This is a genomic window from Marininema halotolerans (genome assembly GCF_900116235.1).
Classification (GTDB): domain Bacteria; phylum Bacillota; class Bacilli; order Thermoactinomycetales; family DSM-45169; genus Marininema; species Marininema halotolerans.
On the sequence record NZ_FPAA01000006.1, the window covers coordinates 92,796 to 114,733 of the forward strand.

Below are 21,938 nucleotides of genomic sequence, written 5' to 3' on the forward strand. Positions count from 1 at the left end.
AACACGCTTGGCGGGAGGTAGATGTTCAGAATGAGTAAGCTGAATTTTATTAAGATTTCGATTTCCTTTTGTTTGATGGTAGTTGTTAGCTTATTTTCTATTTCCAATGCTTTTGCTGCTCCGGCAAATGTTGAATCGAAGATCGCTGATAGTCGTAGTGAAATCAGTAGTAATATCTTATGGTATAATTTTGCGACAGGTTCAAGTAAAGATACCTATTTCCATTTGAAACTTAATGGGGATTTGTATACATCAATGACATTCAACATTAATAACTACCAAGATTTAGCTGGATTACAAGTTTCTTTGTACGATGCTAATGAAGCCGATGAGAATGCTACTCTTATACAGACTAAAGTGTTAGACGGGACTTCACCTACCGTAACATTGGATGGTTTTGAAGTAGGTAAAGTTTATAACATAAAGATGACGAAGGCGGTTGTTACTGGAAAGGGTATCACGGGGAAATATAGTTTTATTTATCGTTAACGTATGATTTGATTAATCGGCTTGTGAAAGTTTGTAAATTGAGCTTTGTCATTGGCCTTACCGAGATTTAGATGAGGTCGAGCACTTAGGGGTAAGAAATCCCTGAATTCGCTTCTTGTAAGGGGTTTGCTTGCCCCTGCTCGTCCTCAAATATATCAAATGGAGTGATTTGTATGAATGTTAAAAAAATTATAGTGTTATTTGTTGCCTTGTTTGCTCTGATGATGGTAAGTACCTTGCCCACTTATGCGTCTGATACATGGATACCCTTTAATACCCATACCACAGAGGGGGGATACGAAGATGTCGTCGAAACTACGAGTGCTAAATCATCTGTATGGGTCGGTGTCACTTCGATTTACAAAATTGACCGAATAACGGGTTCTAAATCATTAGCTGGACCCGAATATTTATTAGTAAATTTGTGTAATACTGCCACCAATAAGTGTACTTCGGTCAAAAGTCTAGATTTTTACCACGCAGAATTTACTAATTTGGAGCCGGGAAAATATTATGTGGATATCCTAGATGATGAAGTATCTTATTTTACCGGTGATATGTATAGTTTCTCGCATACCCCGTAATTGGATGGGTCGCTAACACTTTTGGTTGTTAGAGACCTTGTTTAGTGGTTTGGATCGAGTGATTCAGTTCTAATTAGAGCGTTCTTCGTTACTCCACAGCTAACGCGATTTGGAGTCCCCACTTGGTAAGACTCCTTTCAGGTTCCTCTAGAAGTAATTGAGGAGCCTGTTTTTTATATTTTTAACGATCTACCATTAATTTTATATGATTTTACAGAGGCGGAACTCACAAGGTATAATGCAATTACCTTACAGGTCATATAATGACGTAGTTTTGCATCGAATGCTCTGTCAAACAGGCGAAATGGTTGACATTTATGTTTGCGTTTATTTTACTGAGTGAAAATTGGAAGAGGAGGCTCCATATGAATCCCTATGATAAAGCGCATGAGCTAGCGCGAGCGTTGACGAACTCAGAAGAATTAACATCCTTGATTGAGGCAAAGAACTTGATTGATCAAAGCCCGGATGATCGCCTTTTGATTGAACATTTTCGGCAAAAGCAAATGGAAATGTCCTCTCATCAGATGCAAGGGACTGAGCCCAATGATGATCAGAAAGCGGAATGGGCGAAATTGGTGACTGAAGTTAATGGGAAACCGAATCTTACGCGTTATTTAGAAGCAGAAGGTCGGGTTGGACAACTCATGCAAGATATTAATCGTATCTTGGCAACCCCCTTTGAAGCGTTAAATGATACGAATAATGAGTAACCGTATCGATTTGTAACGCAGAAAGAAAGGACGGGAGATTTTCCAATGAAAATTACTTTTCATGGTCAGAGCTGTTTTGAACTTCATTATGAGAACCATCAATTAATTATTGATCCCTTTCTTAATGGGAATCCGTTAGCGAAGGCGAAACCAGAAGAAATTCAAGCAAAGTGGATACTTCTTACCCATGGACATGATGATCATGTGGGCGATACTGTCGAGATTGCCAAACGAAACGAGGCGACGGTAATTGCTCCCTTTGAACTAGCGAATTGGATCAGCTGGCAAGGGGTTGATGTACATCCAATGCATATCGGGGGTTCTCATCACTTTGAATTTGGCCGTGTAAAGCTTACCCAAGCCTTTCATGGATCAGCTCATATTGATGAATCGAAACAACAAATTGTCTATACAGGCATGCCGGCAGGCTTATTGCTCACTTTAGGTGAAAAAACCATCTATCATGCCGGGGATACCGGGTTGTTTTCCGATATGAAAATCATCGGGATGCAAAATGATGTAGCGCTTGCCTTGCTCCCTATTGGAGATAATTTTACAATGGGACCCGAAGATGCATTATTGGCCGCTGAATGGGTGGGTGCAAAGCAGGTTGTACCGATGCACTATAATACCTTTCCTGTTATTGAGCAGAATCCAGAGGCGTTTGTTCAACGATTGGAAGGAAAGAAAATCCAAGGTACGGTACTATCTCCTGGTGAATCAATGCAAATTTGAGAAAAAATACCCAAGACAATCAACTTGTAATTCTTGTGTAATGATTCTGTAATATCAAAGGACTACCATAATCATAGGATGAAAACCCCCAATGAGAGTCGGTGAATAGCCACCGTCTCTTTTTTTTTGCATGTTGACGGAGCTTGACCCGTAAACTGTAGCAAGGAGGGGGCCTTTAGCGGATGAAAAGTAAACATCATATCGCTTTATTTCTAGCGTTGTTTATGTTGATCTTTGCCATTCCTCGACTGCCTGTGCCAGGGATTGATCAGACTAGCAAACTATTTACATTCCTTTGGTTGGGATTTGCCTATCTTGTAATTGCTGCAAACTGGCGCAAGGTTCTTCAATTGGATCGTGAGGGACGACGTCAAGAAGAACAAGACCGTCGCAAACGATGGTTGGAAGTGCAACGATCAAATAAAGTTGCACAACGAAAAGTTCGTCGACTTTATTAATTAATCAAGTAATGAACAGATTCACAGAGATAAGGAGACCGCTTCCGCGTCTCCTTATTTTCTTTTGGTATCCGTTAGTACCTAGTGTATAATTGTGGAAGAGCGATTTTAGGACGAAGGGAGTTCATTAACGTGGCCACGAAACATGAACGGATCTTAGAATACATAGAGAATCTTGAAATCGGCCACAAGATTTCAGTGCGACAGATTGCCCGGGAGCTGGGTTTTTCTGAAGGGACTGCTTATCGGGCAATTAAAGATGCGGAGGTACAAGGGTTAGTTACAACCGTTGAACGTGTGGGAACGGTACGAATAGAGAAGAAAAACCGATCAGAAATAGAACGCCTTACCTTTGGCGAAGTGGTTAACATTGTGGACGGACAAGTACTAGGTGGTAAAGAGGGACTGCATAAAACCCTCAATCGCTTTGTCATCGGGGCCATGAAGTTAGAAGCAATGATCCGCTATGTGGAACCGGGAAACCTTCTCATTGTTGGGAATCGGGATAATGCCCATCAAATCTCTCTTGAACGAGGGGCTGCTGTGTTGATCACAGGTGGATTTGATGCGACAGAAGAAGTGAAATTAATGGCAGATCGCTTGGAATTGCCAGTGATCTCATGTTCCTATGACACATTTACGGTAGCAGCAATGATTAATCGAGCCATATATGATCGCCTCATCAAGAAAGAGATCCTACTGGTGGAAGATATGTTGTCACCCGACCATCTGCCAGAATTTCTTACGTTGCATAACAGCATTGCAGATTTTCATCAGTTGGTACAGGAAACCAGTCATAGCCGGTACCCTGTTGTCGATAATGAAGGAAAATTATATGGAATGGTTACTGCAAAGGATGTGGTAGGGCACTCTTCGGAGGAGACGGTTGAGAGCGTCATGACGAAAAATCCAATTACGGTAACGCCAATGACCTCTTTAGCCGCAGCGGCTCATGAGATGGTTTGGGAAGGAATCGAATTGCTACCGGTTGTCAGTCCACAACACCAACTGTTAGGTGTGATTAGCCGCCAGGATGTGATTAAGTCCCTCCAATATATGCAAAAGCAACCCCAGGTGGGTGAAACCATCGATGATTTGATCTTCCGAGGGTTTGAAGAAGTCCGGGAAGGGAATGGGGAGATGGTTTATAAAGGGATGATAACGCCTCAAATGACCGACCCCTTAGGTACCTTATCCATCGGGGTTCTTACCTCTCTTTTAACAGAAGCAGCGTATCGACGTTTACGTCGACAACATCGAGGGGATATGGTAACGGATAACTTAACGCTTTATTTCTTGAAACCGGTTCAGCTTGAGCAAGAAGTTATTATCATTCCTCGACTCATCGATATTGGGAGAAAGACGGGGAAAGTCGATTTGGAAGTGTATCATGGGGAACATGTTGTTGCCAAAGCGTTAGTGACAGCTCAGTTAATTGAACGCTGACAAATAACGAATCTAATAGGAAATTAAGGTTGTTTCCTTGGTGTTTCTACCGGAATGTGCTATCATTATGCACCATGTGGGTTCTTTTTTGACCTCATTGGTGTTTTTTTATACACTCGAGGGGATTCTATATAGGGAAACCATGGAATTGCCTTCGGATGAAAAAGCTTGCAGGGGGAAGAAAATGAAGAAAATCGAAGTGAAGGACCTCACGAAAATTTTCGGACGCACCCCAGCAAAAGGTGTGGAGATGGTTCGACAAGGAAAAAGCAAGGAAGAGATTCTCAAAAACACAGGGATGACTGTGGGTGTGAATCAGGCTAATTTTCATGTCGACTCAGGGGAAATTTTCGTCATTATGGGCTTATCAGGGAGTGGGAAGTCTACGTTGGTTCGTCTATTTAATCGACTGATTAATCCAACGGATGGCTCGATTATGGTGGACGGAGAAGATGTAACAAAGATGAATGCCGAGGCGTTGCGGCGCCTTCGGCGTACGAAGATGGGGATGGTATTTCAGCGCTTTGCTCTGTTTCCCCATCGGACCGTAAAGGAAAATGTGGAATACGGTCTTGAAATCCAGGGCATGGTTCGTGAGGAACGTGAGAACAAAGCACAGGAAGCACTCAAATTGGTCGGTCTTGAAGATTATGCAAATAGCCTTCCGGATCAATTATCAGGCGGGATGCAACAACGGGTCGGTCTTGCTCGGGCGTTAGCAAATGATCCGGATATTCTCTTGATGGACGAGGCCTTTAGTGCGCTTGACCCTTTGATTCGTAAGGATATGCAGGATGAACTGCTCGATTTACAAGGCAACATGCAAAAGACGATTGTTTTTATTACCCACGATTTGGACGAAGCCCTTCGCATAGGGGATCGGATTGCTCTGATGAAAGATGGAGCAATTGTGCAAGTGGGTACGCCTGAGGAAATATTGACGAAACCTGCAAATGATTATGTGGAACGATTCGTCGAGGACGTTAATCTAACAAAAGTACTTACCGCCGGTTCCATCATGAAACGGTCAGAAGTTCTCGTATTAGAAAAAGATGGCCCAAGGGTTGCCTTGAAACGGATGCGTGAACAAGGCACCTCCACTTTGATGGTTGTCGGACGTGATCGTAAATTTCTTGGCATTCTTACTGCAGAAGAAGCGAAAAAAGCAGTCGAGGCCAAGGAGGAAGCAAAAGCACTTGAAATGGCCTTGGAAACCGATGTCGTGACGGCAACAGAAGAGATGCCTGTCCATGAATTATTGCAGATGATGGCGGAAAAAGAATTTAAGCAACCCGCAGTGATTGTTGATGATCAAGGTAAATTACGTGGGATGGTTGTCCGGGGTGCTATTTTCGCCGCCCTCGCTGGAAATGGGGTGAATGAACTTGAAACTTCCTAAAATACCGTTAGATCACTGGGTGGATATGGCAGTGGAATGGTTTCAGGCCAATCTTAAGCCTCTGTTTGTTCTCATTTCTGGGATTATCCAGCCTACAGTCCATTTCTTTCAGACGATATTTGATTCAGCGCCTCCCCTTGTGGTTGCCCTTGTGATCGCTTTTTTAGCATTTTTAGCAAGTCGGCTCTCCATTGCCGTGTTTACCTTTATCGGTTTGCTCTTGATCGATAGTTTGGGGTACTGGAGTGAAAGTGCGGAGACCATTGCTTTGGTTCTCACAGCTACGATTATTTCGATTATCATTGGTATTCCCTTAGGAATATGGTCCGCAAGAAGTCAACGGGTGCAAAAGGTCATGAATCCCATTTTGGATTTCATGCAGACCATGCCCGCCTTTGTCTATCTAATTCCTGCCGTATTCTTTTTCTCTCTGGGAGCTGTGCCCGGTGTGATTGCTTCGGTGATCTTTTCGATGCCGCCAACCATTCGCCTGACCAATCTTGGCATTCGACAAGTTGCAAAAGATTTAATTGAGGCAGCGGATGCGTTTGGCTCGACGCCGCGTCAAAAATTACTGAAGGTACAACTTCCCCTTGCACGTCCCACGATTCTTGCAGGGATTAACCAGACGATTATGCTTTCCTTATCCATGGTTGTTATCTCAGCCATGATTGGAGCAGGTGGGCTTGGATCTATTGTGTTGCAGTCAATTACGCGTCTTCAAGTGGGGAGAGGGTTTGAAGGTGGAGTGGCGATTGTGATCATCGCCATCATTCTCGATCGAATCACGCAAAACATGGGGAAACAAAAAACCTCGACTGCTGTTCCCCGAAGCCAACAAGGCTTTTTTGGGCGTTTGGGTAAACCAATTGCAGCGGTTGTTGCAATAGCGATCCTCGCTACCTTTGCCCTCTTGAACCAACCCCCTGGAGGATTGGCTAGCAAGAAAACGATTACCCTTGCCTACGTGAACTGGGAGTCAGAAGTTGCCAGTACCAATGTGGTAAAAACGGTATTGGAGGGTGAAGGGTATCAGGTTGAAATGAAACAAGTAGAGGCAGGACCGATGTGGTCTGGGGTTGCTACCGGTAGCGCAGATGCAATGGTAGCGGCTTGGCTTCCGTTGACTCACAAAGACTTTTATAACCGGTACAAGGACCAAGTCGATGATTTGGGCCCCAACTTGAAGGGGACACGTATCGGACTGGTTGTGCCGAAGTATGTCAAAGCAAACACGATCGATGAGTTAAAGAAAGATAAAAGTCAGTTTGAAAATCAAATTATTGGAATCGATGCAGGTGCAGGGATCATGCAAGCATCTGAAAAGGCCATTAAGGACTATCAGCTTGATATGAAACTGGTCGAAGGTTCTGACGCGGCAATGACTGCATCGTTAAAAAAGGCCATCGACGCCAAAAAACCCATTGTTATCACGGGCTGGGTTCCCCATTGGATGTTTAAGGAATACGACTTAAAGTTTCTTGAGGATCCTAAAAAGATCTATGGTGGAAAAGAAAATATCAACACCATTACCAGTAAGGATCTTAAAGGGAAGGATCCTCAGGCATATAAGATTCTGGATCAATTCAATTGGTCCGCTGATGATATGCAACAAGTCATGCTGGAAATTCATAATGGGAAAATGCCAGAAGATGCTGCTGCTGATTGGGTAAAAGAGCATCCTGAAAAAGTGAAGGAATGGACGAAGTAAATCTTCAATGGAAACTCTCCACCATGCTGTGGAGAGTTTTTTATATGGTAACGGTCGATGGGGCTTTCTGCGCTGGAAACGTTCTTATTTTCGCATAACGTTTAGCTTCCATTATTAGGTTGATCGACAGTTCTGATACTGTTGGTGAATGAAGTGAATGTTAGAGAATGTATCGCTCCGATAAGCTTAAGGGACTCCATTCATTTGGATGAAGAGTAGAAGGGGGAGTATGTACTATGCATACGGTATGGAAGGGAGCCATTAGCTTCGGGCTAGTGAATATCCCGGTAAAGATGTTTTCGGCAACGAAGGACAAGGGAATCAGCTTTCGGAATTTGCACCGTAAATGCAAAACCCCGATTGAGTATCACCGAACGTGTCCGACATGTAAGGAGGAAGTACCCTGGGAGGACATTGTCAAAGGATTTGAATACGCCGACAATCAATTTGTATTGATGGAAAAAGAAGAGATTGAAGCGGTCATGCCTGAAAATAGAAAGTCGATTGAGATTCTTGATTTTGTAAAGTTAGAAGAGATTGATCCCATTTATTTTGATAAAACTTATTACTTAGGACCTGGGGACCATGGAGATCGCGGGTATGCACTGCTGCGAGATGCGATGAATGAAAGTGGAAAGATTGGTGTGGCAAAGGTGACAATCCGCTCCAAACAGTCCTTAGCGGTTGTAAGAGTTTACCATAATAGCTTAGTCATTGAAACGATTTTTTACCCTGACGAAGTACGGGATGCTGGGCAAATACCCGATGTTCCGCAAACAGTCGATCTCCCTGAAAAGGAGAAAAAAATGGCGATCCAATTGATCGACCAATTAACGGTATCCTTTGATCCGACGCAGTATCAAGATGACTATCGGGAAGCTCTGGAGGGGGCGATCGAGAAGAAAGTGAAGGGAGAAGATATTGTGGAAGCGCCAGAGAAGCAACCTGAGCGCGTGGTGGATCTCATGGAAGCACTGAAGGCAAGCCTCAATCAGTCCTCCCCAACCACGGGGAAGAAAGGTCGCAAGAAAACCACCCCCTCGAAGAAAAAAGCGGCTAAATAATCGTTGGTTGAAGGAAATGGGGCTTTTATTCATGCTGGATACAATCGCACCGATGCAACCACTGCTTCGGGAAGCTGTGTTCCAATCAACGGAATGGCTTTATCAAGTCAAGTGGGATGGAGTACGTATGTTGACTTATATTGATCAGGGAAGGATTCGGTTGGTCAATCGGAAGGGGGCGGATCGAACGGAGCGTTATCCAGATATGGTGCAGGCATTGGCGCGAATTCCCATAAGGACAGGGATTCTGGATGGAGAATTGGTTGTGATTCACCAAGGGCGTTCCGATTTTTTCCAAATACTAAAAAGAGACTTGGCATCCGATCCCTACCGTATTCAGACACTAGCACGCCAAATCCCTGTCCATTATATGGTATTTGATTTTCTTTATGAAGAGGATCAGACGTTGATCCACCAACCCATATCCCATCGCCAAACACGGCTACGCGATTTATTTTCACAGATGAAGGAAGAGAGAATTCAGCATACGGATAGCTTTGATGACGGGCTTGCTCTTTGGGAGGAAACCCGTCGTAGAGGATGGGAAGGAATTGTGATGAAAGAGCGCGAGGGGTTGTATCATCCAGGGAATAAGCATTCGACCTGGCAAAAAGTAAAACATTTTCGTCAACTGATTGCGACGGTAAGTGGCGTGGTATTGGGCACAGGTGGCGTCCATTCGTTGGCGTTAGCGTTATTAGAGGAGGGCAATCGATGGCGATATATTGGAAGGGCAGGGTCGGGTCTAAGCAGTGAGGAGAGGAGAATTCTTTCGGAATGGTACCTATCCCAGGAACAAACCAAACCTACTGTAGTGAATCCGCCGCCTGATCGAGATATCCATTGGGTAGCACCAACCCTGCAGGTGAAGGTTCGTTTCTTAGAGTGGACCCCGGTCGGGAGCCTTCGTTCTCCGCGAATCGAAGGATTTATATCCTCATGATCATTTGAGAAAGCGGTCATCAGTCATGGGAGGAAAAGTAATGAGCAATGGGAGAACCGTGCAAATTGAAGGACAAGAAATTCGTATTTCGAATCCTGATAAAATCTTATTTCCTGATCGATCGTTAACCAAATGGGAGTGGATACTACACCTGACACGACTCGCCCCGTATATACTCCCCTATGCCCATAGGCGATACCTTACTACAATCCGATGGCCGGATGGTATAGAAAAGGAAAGCTTTTATCAGAAAAATGCGCCTCCCCATTGTCCGGATTGGATCTCAACAGCGCGATCGGGGAATGTAAACTATGTTCTCTTGGCGGATACACCCACTCTTGTATGGCTAGCGAATCTTGCTTGCCTTGAATTTCATCTGTCCTTTGACCGGGTGGATGATCCTGGCGTGCCGACGGAAATGGTTTTTGATATCGATCCTTCTGTGGAGGACTTCAATCGTGTGATAGAAACCGCCCTTCTCACACGTGAAGCGCTACAAGAATTGGAGCTAGATGGCGTCGTGAAAACTTCTGGGGCGACGGGATTGCAAATTTATGTACCGATTGAGCCAGCTTACACCTTTAAACAAACCCGCCGGATCAGCCATTTTTTAGCCAATTATCTGGTGAGTCGCCGCCCTGATTTAATCACAATCGAGCGCAAGGTAGATAAACGGGGGGAGAAAGTATATTTTGATTACCTCCAGCATTGGGAGGGAAAATCTCTGATTGCTCCCTATAGTACACGTGCTCGAGCTGGCGCACCTGTCTCCACACCACTTACCTGGGATGAGCTTCAGCCAGGTTTGACACCGCGAGCCTTTACAGTTGAAACCATACATAAGCGTTTAGCATTAAATGGAGATCCATTTCAAAGGGTTAATCGATCAAAGACTCCTTATCGATTGGATGCGATATTAGCATTTCTGGATAAGGAAAAAAAGTAGCCAGCTCATTGGGCTGGCTACTGGATACCGTCTCTGCAAAATAAAAATTATGTATCGCTCGTTTTTTTCTCCTGCTCTTCCTCCATGCGACGGACTCGTAATCGATTACTCCAGCCCGCAAAGAGGTTAATAAAACCGAGAGCCGCGATGATTAACAAAAGGATGGTACGCACCCAGTTACCAGAGAAGGAGAGAGCCTGTAATAAGGAAACGGCTAAAAACATGGTCCCCATCCACATATTCATCTTGGCGCGCAGTTTCATGCGTGGCAGACCATCGGTGCGATGGGAGGCCATACTGAGGGTAAATGTGCGCAACGCTGTGAGGATGATGATGATCACTAAGCTCAAGAGGAGGATTTTCACTGGAAAACCACCTTTCATATGTACGAAAAAGCGCTTCCGCCAGCAGGCGGAAGCGCTTGCGTGAGAGAATGAGTTAACGGGGTGACTCCATGTGATCTGGGGGGCATTGCTGATAGGAGTCTCCCTGTTCTTTGGGGATAAACCAATAGCCGATCGCCGTTCGATCAATGAATACGGGAAGGTTGAGGCGGTCAAGTTCCTTCTCAATTAATTGAGCAACTGCCTTACTCTCTGCATAAGCGGAGTACCCTAACTTTAATTTTTCGATCTTTGCCCTTACCAGTTCTTTGCGATTAATTATCAACAGGATCCCCCCCTTTCTCTCTTTATCATACACATTAAAGGGAAGTTTGGCGATTATTCTCCACGCATGGTCACATCTTTGTCAGAAATTTCCCGGGCAGAGACCCACACTTTTAACTCTGAATCGAAGAAAGCGAGGTACTTTAGACGAATTTCCACTGTATTTTTATCCGGTAGTTTGACAATCCTTTTTTTCAGCATGGTATCCAATAGGGCGGGGTCGCTACTTACCCAACGAACAGATTTGTTAAGGAAGGGTTTAAGGATGGTTTCAACTTCTGCCTTGACTAAGCTTTGGTTAAATTTGACCGGGGAATCAACTTCAACCTGGATTTGTTTAATGATTTGGGAACCTTCCCGTTGTCGAGCGTTTTGTGCGGCACGTTTGTCAAGGTCTTGTTGAAGAAGTTTTATCTTCTTCACGCGTTGGTTGTATTCATAGTAAAGGGTCTCTCGTTCTGCGTATAGTCCTTCTAACTTGCTACCATAGGTGAAAGTCATCGTGACGAAGCCGATTAGAATACCCAAGAGGAAAGCAACGATGAGTCGGATGTGACGGATATGCCTACCCCTAACCATATGTTCACCATTCTCCGTTGATGAGCCAACGAACCAGAGTGGTACCGACATGTGCTCCAAAAAATGCACTTAAAATAAAGATGAGTTGTTGAAAGACCTGATCGAGTTCTCCACCGAGAATATGGAGCTCAAAGGACTTGATGGTATCGAAGGTTCCGCCAAGGGCAGCGACCAGTGCCCAGATTTTTAATTGATCGGCTAAGTTATCCATGACATAAAGTGGGGGTTGATTGGTAAAGAAGGCTCCGACGCCACCCATAGTCGAACCTCCAAGTACAACACCGAGTGCGATACAAAAATTGAGAACGGATGTTGACCAAAATTCACCTGCTGACAAGTTGGCGCCCCCTTTTGCAGATCATTTGCGTTGATACATCATTATGAGTGGAAAATGGGGTTTATGTGGACAGGCGCATAAAGTCATCATTGGGAATGGATGGGGTCGTATGTTCGCATCTAGGGAGATGGGGTATAATGAGGGTAATCATTTCGCAAAAACAAGGTGGTTGGCATGAGCGACTTTGTTCATCTACATGTACATACCGAGTATAGTCTCTTGGATGGAGCGGCACGGATTCGTGAGTTAGTAAAAAAGGCAAAAAGGACAGGTTTTGATAGCTTAGCGATCACGGATCATGGGGCCATGTATGGTGTCATTCCTTTCTATAAAGCATGTCAAGAAGAAGGGATTCAACCGATCATTGGCTGTGAAATGTACGTGACTGGAGGAAGCATGGAGGAACGTCCTTCGCAACGAGAGGGGCAGATTTACCACCTCTTGCTCTTGGCTGAAACGGATGAAGGGTACCGCAATTTGATGAAATTGGTGACGGAGGCTCATCTTCGAGGGTTCCACTATAAACCTCGGATCGATAAGAAAACGCTTCGACAGTATTGCAAGGGGTTAATTGCGACGAGTTCCTGCCTTGCAGGGGAGGTTCCCCAAGCGATCCTTGATGGGGACATCATGAAGGCGCGACGATTAGCAGAGGAGTATCGTGAAATTTTTGGTTCGGATAACTTCTTTTTCGAGTTGCAAGATCATGGGATTCCAGAACAGCAACAGGTGAATCGGCAATTGATTGGTCTTTCGCAAGGGATGGGTATTCCCCTTGTCGCGACGAATGACCTTCATTACATTGAACAGCAAGATGCTGAGGTGCAAGATTGTCTCCTTTGTATTGGGACAAACAGTAAGTTAGAGGATACCGAGCGACTGCGCTTTCCAACGGAAGAGTTTTACCTAAAGTCTGCGGAGGAGATGGCCCGTTTGTTTGCTCATATGCCAGAGGCAGTGGCAAATACACGCCGGATTGCCGATCGATGTCGGGTGACCATACCGTTAGGCGGCAGGTTATTACCTGCTTTTCCAATCCCAGAAGAAGAGGATGCAGCCAATTATCTACGCGACCGATGTTTGGAAGGGGCTCGAGAGCGGTACCCTGAGCAAACCACAGAGGTGATGGAACGACTTGATTATGAACTTTCGATCATTGCGACCATGGGATTTGCAGATTATTTTTTGATTGTGTGGGACTTTGTTCGGTTTGCAAGGGAAGCAGGGATTGCTGTAGGTCCTGGTCGTGGATCTGCTGCAGGGAGCCTTGTTGCTTATGTATTGCACATTACCGATATCGATCCGATCCGTTATCAACTTTTGTTTGAGCGGTTTTTAAATCCAGAACGAATCAACATGCCGGATATCGATATTGATTTTAATTACGAACGGCGCGATGAGGTTATCGAATATGTGACCCGAAAATATGGGGATCATCGTGTGGCGCAAATTATTACCTTTGGTACCATGGCGCCTCGTGCAGCGGTCCGTGATGTGGGAAGAGTGATGGAACTTCCCTATCGGGATGTGGACAAAGTGGCAAAAATGATTCCAGCTCAGCCAGGTGTCCGTTTAGAGGATGTGATGAAGCCAGAATCGGAACTCGCCAAGTGGTGTCAGCAAGATCCGCGACTGATCCGGCTGATGCAGACAGTGAAGAAAGTGGAGGGAATTCCTCGTCATGCTTCCACCCATGCGGCAGGGGTCGTTATTTCTAAAGGGGATTTGACGGATTTTGTACCCTTGGAAGAGGGGAACGATGGGGTTTCTTTGACACAATATCCGATGGAAGCGTTGGAAGAGATCGGCTTATTAAAAGCCGATTTTCTAGGATTACGAAACTTAACCGTAATTGAGCGGACAGTGGCAGCAATCGCAGAAAATGAGGCGGAGCATATTGATTTTCAGGGCGATGATTATGACGATTTGACGACGTATACGCTGTTAAGTCAAGGTGTGACAATGGGTGTTTTCCAACTGGAATCAGCCGGCATGCGAAAGGTTTTACGTGAGCTGAAGCCATCAACCTTTGAGGATCTCATCGCGGTGTTAGCCCTCTATCGACCGGGACCGATGGCACAAATCCCTCGATTTATTCGTGCCAAACATGGGTTGGAGAAGGTGGATTACCCCCATAAAGACCTCGCACCCATTTTGCAAAATACCTATGGAATCATCGTTTATCAAGAACAGATTATGCGAATTGCGAGTACGATGGCAGGCTTTAGCCTAGGACAAGCAGACATTCTTAGAAGAGCCGTTTCTAAGAAAAAACGGGCGGTTTTGGATGAACAACGGGAAGCTTTTGTGAATGGGGCGATTGCCAAAGGATACAGTGTGGGGACGGGGAAGAAGGTATATGACCTGATTGTGCAATTTGCTGATTATGGATTTAATCGAAGTCACTCAGCGGCATATGCGGTACTGGCTTATCAGACGGCATACCTTAAAGCAAATTACCCTCAGCACTTTATGTCAGCTTTACTCACGACTGTGATGGGAAACCACACCAAGATGGCAGAGTACATCGAAGATTGCCAGCGGATGGGTATTTCGATCGCTCACCCTGATGTTAATAAGAGTGAACGTGCTTTTGCGGTAAAGAAAAGTGGCATTCAAATGGGATTAGGCGCGATTAAAAATGTGGGTACCCAAGCGATTACTTCCATTTTGTCCGAAAGAAAGAAGCGGGAGTTTCGTAATCTCTTCGACTTTTGTGAGCGAGTGGATCTGCGGGTTTGCAATCGTCGTGTGATGGAGTCCTTGATTCAGTGTGGAGCAATGGATGGTTTTCCTGAGCATCGCGCTCAAGCGTTAGCCATGTTGGATGAAGCGATAGAGCATGGTCTGGAGTGCCAGCGTAGGGCAAACGAGAATCAGTTACAACTCTTTAATGATCCTGGGGAGGGCGTGTCAGTAAAGTTTGATTATAACCATGTGAAACCCTTTAGCCAAAGCGAAAAATTAGAAATGGAAAGAGAACTGCTCGGTCTTTATTTATCGGGACATCCTCTCGATGATTGGCAAGATATGATCTCCCAAACAACGGATCATCGATTGGGTGATTTAGAGGCGGTTCCAGAAGAGAAGAACGTGAAGGTAGCAGGGCTAGTTCGCAGCGTTAAAGGGATCACGACGAAAAAGGGAGACGGAATGGCATTTGTAACCATTGAAGACTTTTCCCATCAGGTGGAGATGGTCGTTTTTCCCACAGCGTTGCGTCAATATCGCTCTCTTTTGCAACTGGATCGTCCGATCTTGGTGACTGGAAGGATCAATCACCATGAAAAAGGAGTAAAATTGATTCCTGGAACCATTGAGGATCTGGAGCGAGTGGCCGCCAAGATTAAAAATCCCACTGCCGATCAACAGACAACGGAACCGAATAAGAAGGATCGGAGCGCCAAAAGTCGAGTCCCTCACGTGGAGGCTTATATTCGGATTCCTACGGAAAAGGAAGGGACTTCAGCAATGGCTTCCTTACATCAGGTATTGGCGGAATACAAAGGTCATGTAGCCGTCCGGCTTTACTATCAATCGACAGGGAAAGTGCTAGCCTTACCAGTTGCAAAGTATGGAATTCACCCCTCGGAATCATGTAAAAGGCGTGTTGAAGACATCTTGGGTGAGCATTCCTTCCGTTTAAAAGAGGTTTTTTCCTCCGGCACCCGATAGGTGTAAACGACATAATATGAACCACGACTGTCCGAAAAGTGGGTGGATTCCCTTGTTATACGATCATACCCTCCGTCTTCTCACACAGCGGGGTGTTACGCTGATGGATATCGCAGAGATTGCTTATGAATTACAGCGTCCCTTTAATAGGCATTTACAGAAAGAGCAGTGCTTAGCGAGCGTTGAACAAGTATTGAAAAAACGAGAAGTTCAACATGCTCTGATCACAGGGATCGCCCTTGATACGTTAGCAGAAGAAAAGTGTCTACCCCATCCTTTGCAATTGATGTTAGAGAATGATGAGCCGTTGTATGGATTGGATGAGATTCTTGCGTTATCCATTACCAATGTATATGGAACCATCGGTTTAACGAGCTTTGGCTACCTCGATAAAATTAAAGTTGGAGTTCTTCGCGAACTGAATAATCACACGGGGAACGTTCATGTTTTCTTAGATGATTTAGTGGCAGGTGTAGCCGCTGCGGCTTCCGCGCGGATCGCCCATGAAAACCCAGATTTGGAGCAGTACCGTGAAAGTGAGATTGAACCCTTGGATAAAGCATGAGAGTAAGATCGTAGGGGATACCGGGCGGAAAATGCCCGGTATTTTTGTGTTTTCTTAAATAAATATAATTCCGATCTTAAAACTAGGAAAAAAGGGTTGACTTATTTTGGGTCACTCACTAAAATGAGACTAAAATCTTATCGGTGGAGGGAAATGACCCGATGAAGCCTGGCGACTTGTGAAGGAACATAAGGCGCTTAGTCCAGCAAAATGATTTTCATTTTGGAAGATGGGGTTGATGGGGAATAGTTCCTTCAACCGAGTTCTATCCATTATGGAGGAGCTTTTTTATATTATCACTTTGGAGGTGGTCTGCTTGGGGACACCATTAACGTATGAAAATTGGGGAAGTGACCTTCCAGTCTTCCCGATTGGGGATTCATTAAAGGGGAGTATGCGGGTCCTGGAGTGGGCTTATCGTGAATACGGTGATGATTTAGTCTACGCTTGTAGCTTTGGCGCTGAAGGCATGGTTTTGATCGACCTGATCTCTAAAGTGAAGCCAGATGCCTCCATTGTTTTTCTTGATACGGACCTTCATTTTAAAGAGACCTATGATGTGATTCGCCAAGTGGAAGCAAGGTATCCACAATTGCAAATTGAGCTTGTAAAGCCAGAATTGACCCTTGCTGAGCAAGCCGATGCCTATGGTGATGCGTTGTGGGAACGTCAACCCAACCTTTGTTGTCAATTGCGCAAAATCAAGCCTTTAGAACGAGCGTTAGCGCCAGCGACGGCCTGGTTATCTGGCCTTCGACGGGATCAGTCGCCATCACGTCAATTTACCCAGTTTGTCAATAAGGATGATCGATTCCAATCGATTAAGGTTTGTCCCTTGATTCACTGGACGTGGGATGATGTATGGGACTATATCCGTTCTGAGGACCTTCCTTACAATGTCCTCCATGATCAAGGCTATCCCAGTATTGGCTGTGACAAATGTACGAGACCGGTAGAAGATGGGCAAGATTACCGAGATGGGCGTTGGGCAGGAATGCAAAAGACTGAATGTGGCCTACATGTTCAACCATAATGGGAGATTAAAACACGATGACGATTATATATATCGGCTATATCGTCGCTTTCTTTTTTGCTATGAACATTGGTGCGAGTGGTGCCGCGGCATCCATGGGTGTGGCCTATGGGGCGGGTGCCATTAAGCGACCAGTCATTGCTTTGCTGATTAGTGGAGTGGGGGTATTTCTTGGTGCAGCCATCGGTGGTGGAGAAGTCGTAAAAACCATTGGCTCTGGCATTGTCCCGGGTTCCATTATGACAATTAAACTTGCCTTAATTGTTCTTACATCAGCTTGTCTATCGTTATTTATCGCTAATTTGCTAGGAATTCCCCTATCGACAAGTGAAGTGACTGTGGGGGCAGTGGTTGGGGCGGGAGTTGCGTATAAAGCCGTTGCATGGTCAAAAATGGGCATGATTTTATCATTTTGGGTACTCATTCCTGGGATTGCTTTTTTACTCGCATGGTTGGCAGGAAAGGGAATTTTGGCGGCAAAGGGACGTTTTCCTCTCCTGATTTCTCCTCGTATACGAAGGCCCCTCGCTTGGTTACTGGTTTTTACTGGATTTTTAGAGGCTTTTTCAGCAGGGATGAACAATGTGGCAAACGCGGTTGGCCCTCTTGTCGGTGCGAAAATTCTTTCAACTTCCGCAGGAATCCTTTATGGAGGGATCTTTGTTGCTTTGGGAGCGATTCTTCTAGGGCGACGGGTGTTGGAGACCAATGGGAAGCGCATTACAAACATCTCCTTATTGGAAGGGAGTGCAGTCTCGGGCACAGGGGCAGGGCTAGTCATTGGAGCTTCTCTGCTTGGGATTCCTGTACCGCTTACCCAGATTACCTCCTCAGCCATCATTGGAATTGGTACGGCGAAACAAGGCTTTTCTAAACAGCAAAAGAACGTGATCGCCCAGATGGTGAAGGTATGGTTGGTATCGCCTGTATTTTCCCTTGTTATCGCTTATGCCCTAGTCAAAATATTTATCCAGGGAGAGCTCTATACGATCCTAGTTCTTCTCAGTGTATTTTTAGCAACAGCAGGTTCAATCAGTCTGATGCGATCGGTACGAGAAGATCGACGTTCTTATCATGAGCATGGGGGCGGAATTTAAACGGTCATAGGATGCTAGTAAACATAAAAATCCGACTAAATCTATCAGAAAAATAAGAGGAGTGGAGTGGAATTGATAACAAGTATTCCTCATGGTGGTACACTAATCCAGCGTTTTGAACCGAATTACTCGGTCAATAATCTTACTCATGAAATTGAGCTCGATGCAATTGCCATTAGTGATCTAGAACTGATTGGGATCGGGGCGTATAGTCCATTAACGGGCTTTCTCAATCGTGATAATTACCTTTCTGTGGTAGAACATATGCGATTAACAGACGGGAACCCATGGAGCATTCCCATTACACTTCCTGTCACACGTGAACAGGCAGATCGGCTTCAATTAGGAGATCAAGTGAAGCTGGTGAAAGAGGGAATGGTATACGGCGTTCTTACATTGGAGGAGAAGTTTGTCCCTGATAAAAACCTGGAAGCAGAGAAGGTGTACCGCACGCTCGATGTGGCTCACCCTGGCGTGAAAAAGCTCTTTGAACGCGGAGAGGTGTATCTTGGGGGAGACGTTGTGTTGATCAAGCGCCCTAACAAATCCTTTGCTACCTATCATCTGGATCCAGTAGAAACACGCCAGGCCTTTGCTGATCGTGGTTGGAAAACGATTGTAGGGTTTCAGACACGGAATCCTGTTCATCGAGCCCATGAGTATATTCAAAAAACCGCGTTAGAGACGGTAGACGGTCTTTTTCTTAATCCATTGGTGGGGGAAACCAAATCCGATGATATTCCAGCGGATGTAAGAATGGAAAGCTACGAGGTCTTATTGGATCGATATTACCCAAAGGAGCGGGTATTCCTCGCAGTTTTCCCAGCAGCCATGCGATATGCTGGGCCTCGAGAGGCCATCTTCCATGCGCTCGTCCGTAAAAACTATGGGTGTACCCACTTTATTGTGGGGCGTGATCATGCCGGTGTAGGAAATTATTATGGCACCTACGATGCCCAAAAAATATTTTCCGAATTTGATCCAGGGGAACTCGGCATACAACCGTTGTTCTTTGAACACGCCTTCTTCTGTGAAGCATGCGGGAATATGGCGACACCAAAGTCATGTCCCCATAATTCAGAGCATCATGTTGCCCTATCAGGAACGAAGGTGAGAGAAATGCTTCGAAATGGGGATCGCCCCCCTGCTACCTTTAGCCGTAGGGAAGTAGCCGATGTCTTGATTAAAGGATTTAGTAAATCATCAGTTACTACGAGTTGAGGGGGCACTTGGATGAGTACCAATATTGTTTGGCATCAAGCTACAGTGAATAAAGAAGAACGGCGGAAGAAAAATCATCATAGCAGTGCTGTTCTATGGTTTACGGGGTTATCGGGTTCAGGAAAATCCACGTTGGCCAATGCGGTTGATCGTGCATTATTGGATCGTGATGTGCGGAGTTATGTGTTAGATGGTGATAATATACGACATGGCCTCAATAAGGGACTTGGGTTTTCGGCAGCGGATCGTACTGAAAACATCCGCCGTATTGGAGAGGTTGCCAAACTATTTGTCGATAGTGGGCAGTTTGCATTGACAGCTTTTATCTCGCCTTTCCGAGAAGATCGGGACAATGTGCGTGCATTACTTACCGAAGAAGAATTTATTGAAATCCATGTTCGCTGCTCCTTAGAGGAGTGTGAACGCCGGGATCCGAAAGGGCTTTACGAAAAAGCACGTCAAGGGGTGATTCCTGAGTTTACAGGGATCAGCTCACCTTATGAAGAGCCACTTACACCCGAACTCGTGATTGATACGGATCGGGAAACCATTGAAGAATCAGTGATGAAAGTGATTAATTTTTTGGAAGAGCGAGGGCTCCTCTAATCAAAGCGGATGTTCATTTAGGAAGGAGAGAGATGAATGGCTTACGTGAAGAAATGGGAACATGATGAGAAGTTGAATGAGACGGAAAAAGAGAAACTGGAGTATGATGGCCTGGAAATCTTAAAGGACATTCCTACCTATGCGGCGGGGGGATTTGAGTCGATTCCAAAAGAGCGGTGGGCCATGTTTAAATGGGCGGGTTTGTATTTGCAAAAGCCCAAGGAAGATGGCTACTTTATGATGCGGGTGAATGTGCCTTCAGGTATTCTCACTTATGAACAGGCAGTCACTCTTGCTCACATCGCTCGAGATTATGGACGAGATGTCTTTGACATTACTACAAGACAAGCGGTGCAATTTCATTGGTTACGAATCGAAGAGATTCCAGACATCTTTGATCGTTTAGAGAAAGTAGGTCTCTCGAGTACGGGAGCTTGTGGCGATATTACCCGGAACATTATGGGGAATCCGTTGGCAGGAATTGACCCTCATGAGACCTTCGATACGCGTCCAATTGTAGAAAAGGTCTATCAGTTTTTCCAAAATAATGAGGATTTTTCAAACCTCCCACGGAAGTTTAAAATGTCCATCAGCTCCAATGTGCATAACCCTGGTCATGCAGAGATCAATGATATTGCTTTTGTCCCTGCAATGAAAGAAATCGATGGCGAACGCGTAACGGGTTTTCACCTCAAGGTCGGAGGCGGTCTCTCCGCACGTCCATTCTTAGCAGAAGAGCTGGATGTATTCGTACGACCGGAAGAAGTATTGGATGTCTCGATCGCAGTGACTACAATCTTTCGAGATTATGGATACCGACAAAAGCGAACCCGAGCGCGCTTGAAATTTTTGATGGCAGATTGGGGACCGGAAGTGTTTAAGGAGAAACTCTTAGCCTATACAGGTCCCTTACCTACACGGGGTGAAAGCCAGCTCGTTGGTTGGAACGCGGGGTACTTTTATGGCGTTCACGCACAGAAGCAGGCCGGCCTTAATTATGTCGGATTAAATGTACCGGTTGGAAGGCTCTCAGCGGATGAGGTACTGGAATTAGCTCGAATTTCTCGTCAATACGGAAACGGTGAACTCCGTAATTGTAACTCACAAAACCTACTCATTCCCCATGTGCCCGATGAAAAGGTAGAAGGGTTACTCAAAGAAAGCATTTTTGATCGTATTCGTACAAATCCACCGAAATTTATTGGATATGCGGTTTCTTGCACAGGGATTGAGTATTGTAACCTTGCTTTGACAGAAACCAAGGAACGTATGCGTCGGATCGCTGACTACCTTGATCAAGAAATTAATTTGGATGTGCCTGTGCGGATGCATATGGTGGGTTGCCCGAACTCTTGTGGTCAACGACAAATTGCCGATATTGGTTTGCAGGGGATTAAAATGAAATCCAAAGAGAAAAATGGGATGGTTGAAGCCTTTGAGATTTATGTGGGTGGAACCCTCCAAGATGGTGGCAAGTTTAATGAAAAGCTAAAGGGAAAGATTGATGGGGATTATTTACCGGATGTATTACGGGAATTACTCCAGTATTTTAAGGATCATAAAGAAAGTGAAGAAACCTTTTTCGCTTTTGTTGAGCGTGTTGGAAAAGATCCATTGCAAGATGCCTTGGACCGCATCTTGTTGCAAGTAGTTCCTCAGGTGTCATAAG

22 protein-coding genes and 1 riboswitch are annotated in these 21,938 nt (G+C 45.1%); of the genes, 18 read left to right on the forward strand and 4 right to left on the reverse strand.

All coding sequences use genetic code 11. The features are described from left to right. The first annotated feature begins 30 nt into the window (after positions 1 to 30). From CHX35_RS09295 to ligD, 11 genes are all read left to right on the forward strand, one after another. Positions 31 to 489: a hypothetical protein gene (locus tag CHX35_RS09295; protein ID WP_091836863.1), complete on the forward strand. Its 459-nt coding sequence runs from the start codon at positions 31 to 33 to the stop codon at positions 487 to 489. A 173-nt stretch (positions 490 to 662) separates the two neighbouring features. After that, a complete protein-coding gene (locus tag CHX35_RS09300; protein ID WP_091836865.1) occupies positions 663 to 1,073 on the forward strand; it encodes a hypothetical protein in 411 nt (136 codons plus the stop codon). A 365-nt stretch (positions 1,074 to 1,438) separates the two neighbouring features. Then, positions 1,439 to 1,786: a YlbF/YmcA family competence regulator gene (locus tag CHX35_RS09305; protein WP_176392000.1), complete on the forward strand. Its 348-nt coding sequence runs from the start codon at positions 1,439 to 1,441 to the stop codon at positions 1,784 to 1,786. 45 nt (positions 1,787 to 1,831) lie between these two features. Continuing rightward, a complete protein-coding gene (locus CHX35_RS09310; RefSeq protein WP_091836868.1) occupies positions 1,832 to 2,521 on the forward strand; it encodes a metal-dependent hydrolase in 690 nt (229 codons plus the stop codon). A 182-nt stretch (positions 2,522 to 2,703) separates the two neighbouring features. Further along, entirely contained in the window at positions 2,704 to 2,979 is a 276-nt protein-coding gene (locus CHX35_RS09315) for a hypothetical protein (RefSeq protein WP_091836870.1), read from the forward strand. Between the two features lie 132 nt (positions 2,980 to 3,111). Next, the gene (locus CHX35_RS09320; RefSeq protein WP_091836871.1) at positions 3,112 to 4,425 is read left to right on the forward strand and encodes a DRTGG domain-containing protein; all 1,314 of its coding nucleotides are present in this window, start codon (positions 3,112 to 3,114) and stop codon (positions 4,423 to 4,425) included. Between the two features lie 184 nt (positions 4,426 to 4,609). After that, positions 4,610 to 5,824, forward strand: a complete 1,215-nt coding sequence (locus CHX35_RS09325; protein WP_091837076.1) for a quaternary amine ABC transporter ATP-binding protein — start codon at positions 4,610 to 4,612, stop codon at positions 5,822 to 5,824. Continuing rightward, complete coding sequence (locus CHX35_RS09330) at positions 5,805 to 7,535, forward strand: ABC transporter permease/substrate binding protein (protein ID WP_091836873.1); 1,731 nt, start codon at positions 5,805 to 5,807, stop codon at positions 7,533 to 7,535. The genes CHX35_RS09325 and CHX35_RS09330 overlap by 20 nt, the downstream gene beginning before the upstream one ends. Before the next feature lie 236 nt (positions 7,536 to 7,771). Further along, entirely contained in the window at positions 7,772 to 8,599 is an 828-nt protein-coding gene (ku, locus tag CHX35_RS09335) for a non-homologous end joining protein Ku (RefSeq protein ID WP_091836875.1), read from the forward strand. 31 nt (positions 8,600 to 8,630) lie between these two features. Beyond that, positions 8,631 to 9,542: an ATP-dependent DNA ligase gene (locus tag CHX35_RS09340; RefSeq protein WP_176392001.1), complete on the forward strand. Its 912-nt coding sequence runs from the start codon at positions 8,631 to 8,633 to the stop codon at positions 9,540 to 9,542. A gap of 40 nt (positions 9,543 to 9,582) precedes the next feature. Beyond that, positions 9,583 to 10,488, forward strand: coding sequence for a non-homologous end-joining DNA ligase (gene ligD, locus CHX35_RS09345; RefSeq protein WP_091836879.1), 906 nt, complete (start codon positions 9,583 to 9,585; stop codon positions 10,486 to 10,488). Positions 10,489 to 10,535: 47 nt separating this feature from the next. Here ligD and CHX35_RS09350 read toward each other — a convergent pair whose 3' ends face one another. The 4 genes from CHX35_RS09350 to CHX35_RS09365 form a co-directional block, all read right to left on the reverse strand. Next, a complete protein-coding gene (locus CHX35_RS09350) occupies positions 10,536 to 10,853 on the reverse strand; it encodes a YtpI family protein (RefSeq protein WP_091836880.1) in 318 nt (105 codons plus the stop codon). A gap of 73 nt (positions 10,854 to 10,926) precedes the next feature. After that, positions 10,927 to 11,157 carry a YtzJ family protein gene (locus CHX35_RS09355; protein ID WP_091836882.1) on the reverse strand — a complete coding sequence of 77 codons (231 nt, stop codon included), beginning with the start codon at positions 11,155 to 11,157 and terminating at the stop codon, positions 10,927 to 10,929. Between the two features lie 53 nt (positions 11,158 to 11,210). Further along, complete coding sequence (locus CHX35_RS09360; protein ID WP_091836884.1) at positions 11,211 to 11,735, reverse strand: hypothetical protein; 525 nt, start codon at positions 11,733 to 11,735, stop codon at positions 11,211 to 11,213. 4 nt (positions 11,736 to 11,739) lie between these two features. Further along, entirely contained in the window at positions 11,740 to 12,072 is a 333-nt protein-coding gene (locus tag CHX35_RS09365) for a YtrH family sporulation protein (protein WP_091836885.1), read from the reverse strand. A 174-nt stretch (positions 12,073 to 12,246) separates the two neighbouring features. Between CHX35_RS09365 and CHX35_RS09370 the strand changes: the two genes are divergently transcribed. The 7 genes from CHX35_RS09370 (at position 12,247) to CHX35_RS09400 (ending at position 21,937) form a co-directional block, all read left to right on the forward strand. After that, a complete protein-coding gene (locus CHX35_RS09370; RefSeq protein WP_091836887.1) occupies positions 12,247 to 15,747 on the forward strand; it encodes a DNA polymerase III subunit alpha in 3,501 nt (1,166 codons plus the stop codon). Positions 15,748 to 15,799: 52 nt separating this feature from the next. Beyond that, positions 15,800 to 16,312 carry a phosphatidylglycerophosphatase A family protein gene (locus CHX35_RS09375; RefSeq protein WP_245838719.1) on the forward strand — a complete coding sequence of 171 codons (513 nt, stop codon included), beginning with the start codon at positions 15,800 to 15,802 and terminating at the stop codon, positions 16,310 to 16,312. A gap of 134 nt (positions 16,313 to 16,446) precedes the next feature. Next, positions 16,447 to 16,548: riboswitch (SAM riboswitch) on the forward strand. Positions 16,549 to 16,586: 38 nt separating this feature from the next. Next, positions 16,587 to 17,345, forward strand: a complete 759-nt coding sequence (locus CHX35_RS09380) for a phosphoadenylyl-sulfate reductase (RefSeq protein WP_091837078.1) — start codon at positions 16,587 to 16,589, stop codon at positions 17,343 to 17,345. Positions 17,346 to 17,362: 17 nt separating this feature from the next. Then, positions 17,363 to 18,442, forward strand: coding sequence for a sulfate permease (locus CHX35_RS09385; protein WP_091836890.1), 1,080 nt, complete (start codon positions 17,363 to 17,365; stop codon positions 18,440 to 18,442). Positions 18,443 to 18,514: 72 nt separating this feature from the next. Further along, complete coding sequence (sat, locus tag CHX35_RS09390; protein WP_176392013.1) at positions 18,515 to 19,663, forward strand: sulfate adenylyltransferase; 1,149 nt, start codon at positions 18,515 to 18,517, stop codon at positions 19,661 to 19,663. Between the two features lie 12 nt (positions 19,664 to 19,675). Continuing rightward, positions 19,676 to 20,269 carry an adenylyl-sulfate kinase gene (gene cysC, locus CHX35_RS09395; RefSeq protein WP_091836892.1) on the forward strand — a complete coding sequence of 198 codons (594 nt, stop codon included), beginning with the start codon at positions 19,676 to 19,678 and terminating at the stop codon, positions 20,267 to 20,269. Positions 20,270 to 20,305: 36 nt separating this feature from the next. After that, positions 20,306 to 21,937, forward strand: a complete 1,632-nt coding sequence (locus CHX35_RS09400; protein ID WP_091836894.1) for a nitrite/sulfite reductase — start codon at positions 20,306 to 20,308, stop codon at positions 21,935 to 21,937. Position 21,938: the final 1 nt, after the last annotated feature.

Coding starts and splice junctions, on each gene's coding strand:
- CHX35_RS09380 (WP_091837078.1), top strand. CDS start 16,587: ATGGAGGAGCTTTTTTATATTATCACTTTGGAGGTGGTCTGCTTGGGG.
- CHX35_RS09360 (WP_091836884.1), bottom strand. CDS start 11,735: ATGGTTAGGGGTAGGCATATCCGTCACATCCGACTCATCGTTGCTTTC.
- CHX35_RS09310 (WP_091836868.1), top strand. CDS start 1,832: ATGAAAATTACTTTTCATGGTCAGAGCTGTTTTGAACTTCATTATGAG.
- CHX35_RS09385 (WP_091836890.1), top strand. CDS start 17,363: ATGACGATTATATATATCGGCTATATCGTCGCTTTCTTTTTTGCTATG.
- CHX35_RS09305 (WP_176392000.1), top strand. CDS start 1,439: ATGAATCCCTATGATAAAGCGCATGAGCTAGCGCGAGCGTTGACGAAC.
- ligD (WP_091836879.1), top strand. CDS start 9,583: ATGAGCAATGGGAGAACCGTGCAAATTGAAGGACAAGAAATTCGTATT.
- ku (WP_091836875.1), top strand. CDS start 7,772: ATGCATACGGTATGGAAGGGAGCCATTAGCTTCGGGCTAGTGAATATC.
- CHX35_RS09400 (WP_091836894.1), top strand. CDS start 20,306: ATGGCTTACGTGAAGAAATGGGAACATGATGAGAAGTTGAATGAGACG.
- CHX35_RS09315 (WP_091836870.1), top strand. CDS start 2,704: ATGAAAAGTAAACATCATATCGCTTTATTTCTAGCGTTGTTTATGTTG.
- CHX35_RS09325 (WP_091837076.1), top strand. CDS start 4,610: ATGAAGAAAATCGAAGTGAAGGACCTCACGAAAATTTTCGGACGCACC.
- CHX35_RS09300 (WP_091836865.1), top strand. CDS start 663: ATGAATGTTAAAAAAATTATAGTGTTATTTGTTGCCTTGTTTGCTCTG.
- CHX35_RS09370 (WP_091836887.1), top strand. CDS start 12,247: ATGAGCGACTTTGTTCATCTACATGTACATACCGAGTATAGTCTCTTG.
- CHX35_RS09295 (WP_091836863.1), top strand. CDS start 31: ATGAGTAAGCTGAATTTTATTAAGATTTCGATTTCCTTTTGTTTGATG.
- CHX35_RS09330 (WP_091836873.1), top strand. CDS start 5,805: ATGAACTTGAAACTTCCTAAAATACCGTTAGATCACTGGGTGGATATG.
- cysC (WP_091836892.1), top strand. CDS start 19,676: ATGAGTACCAATATTGTTTGGCATCAAGCTACAGTGAATAAAGAAGAA.
- CHX35_RS09340 (WP_176392001.1), top strand. CDS start 8,631: ATGCTGGATACAATCGCACCGATGCAACCACTGCTTCGGGAAGCTGTG.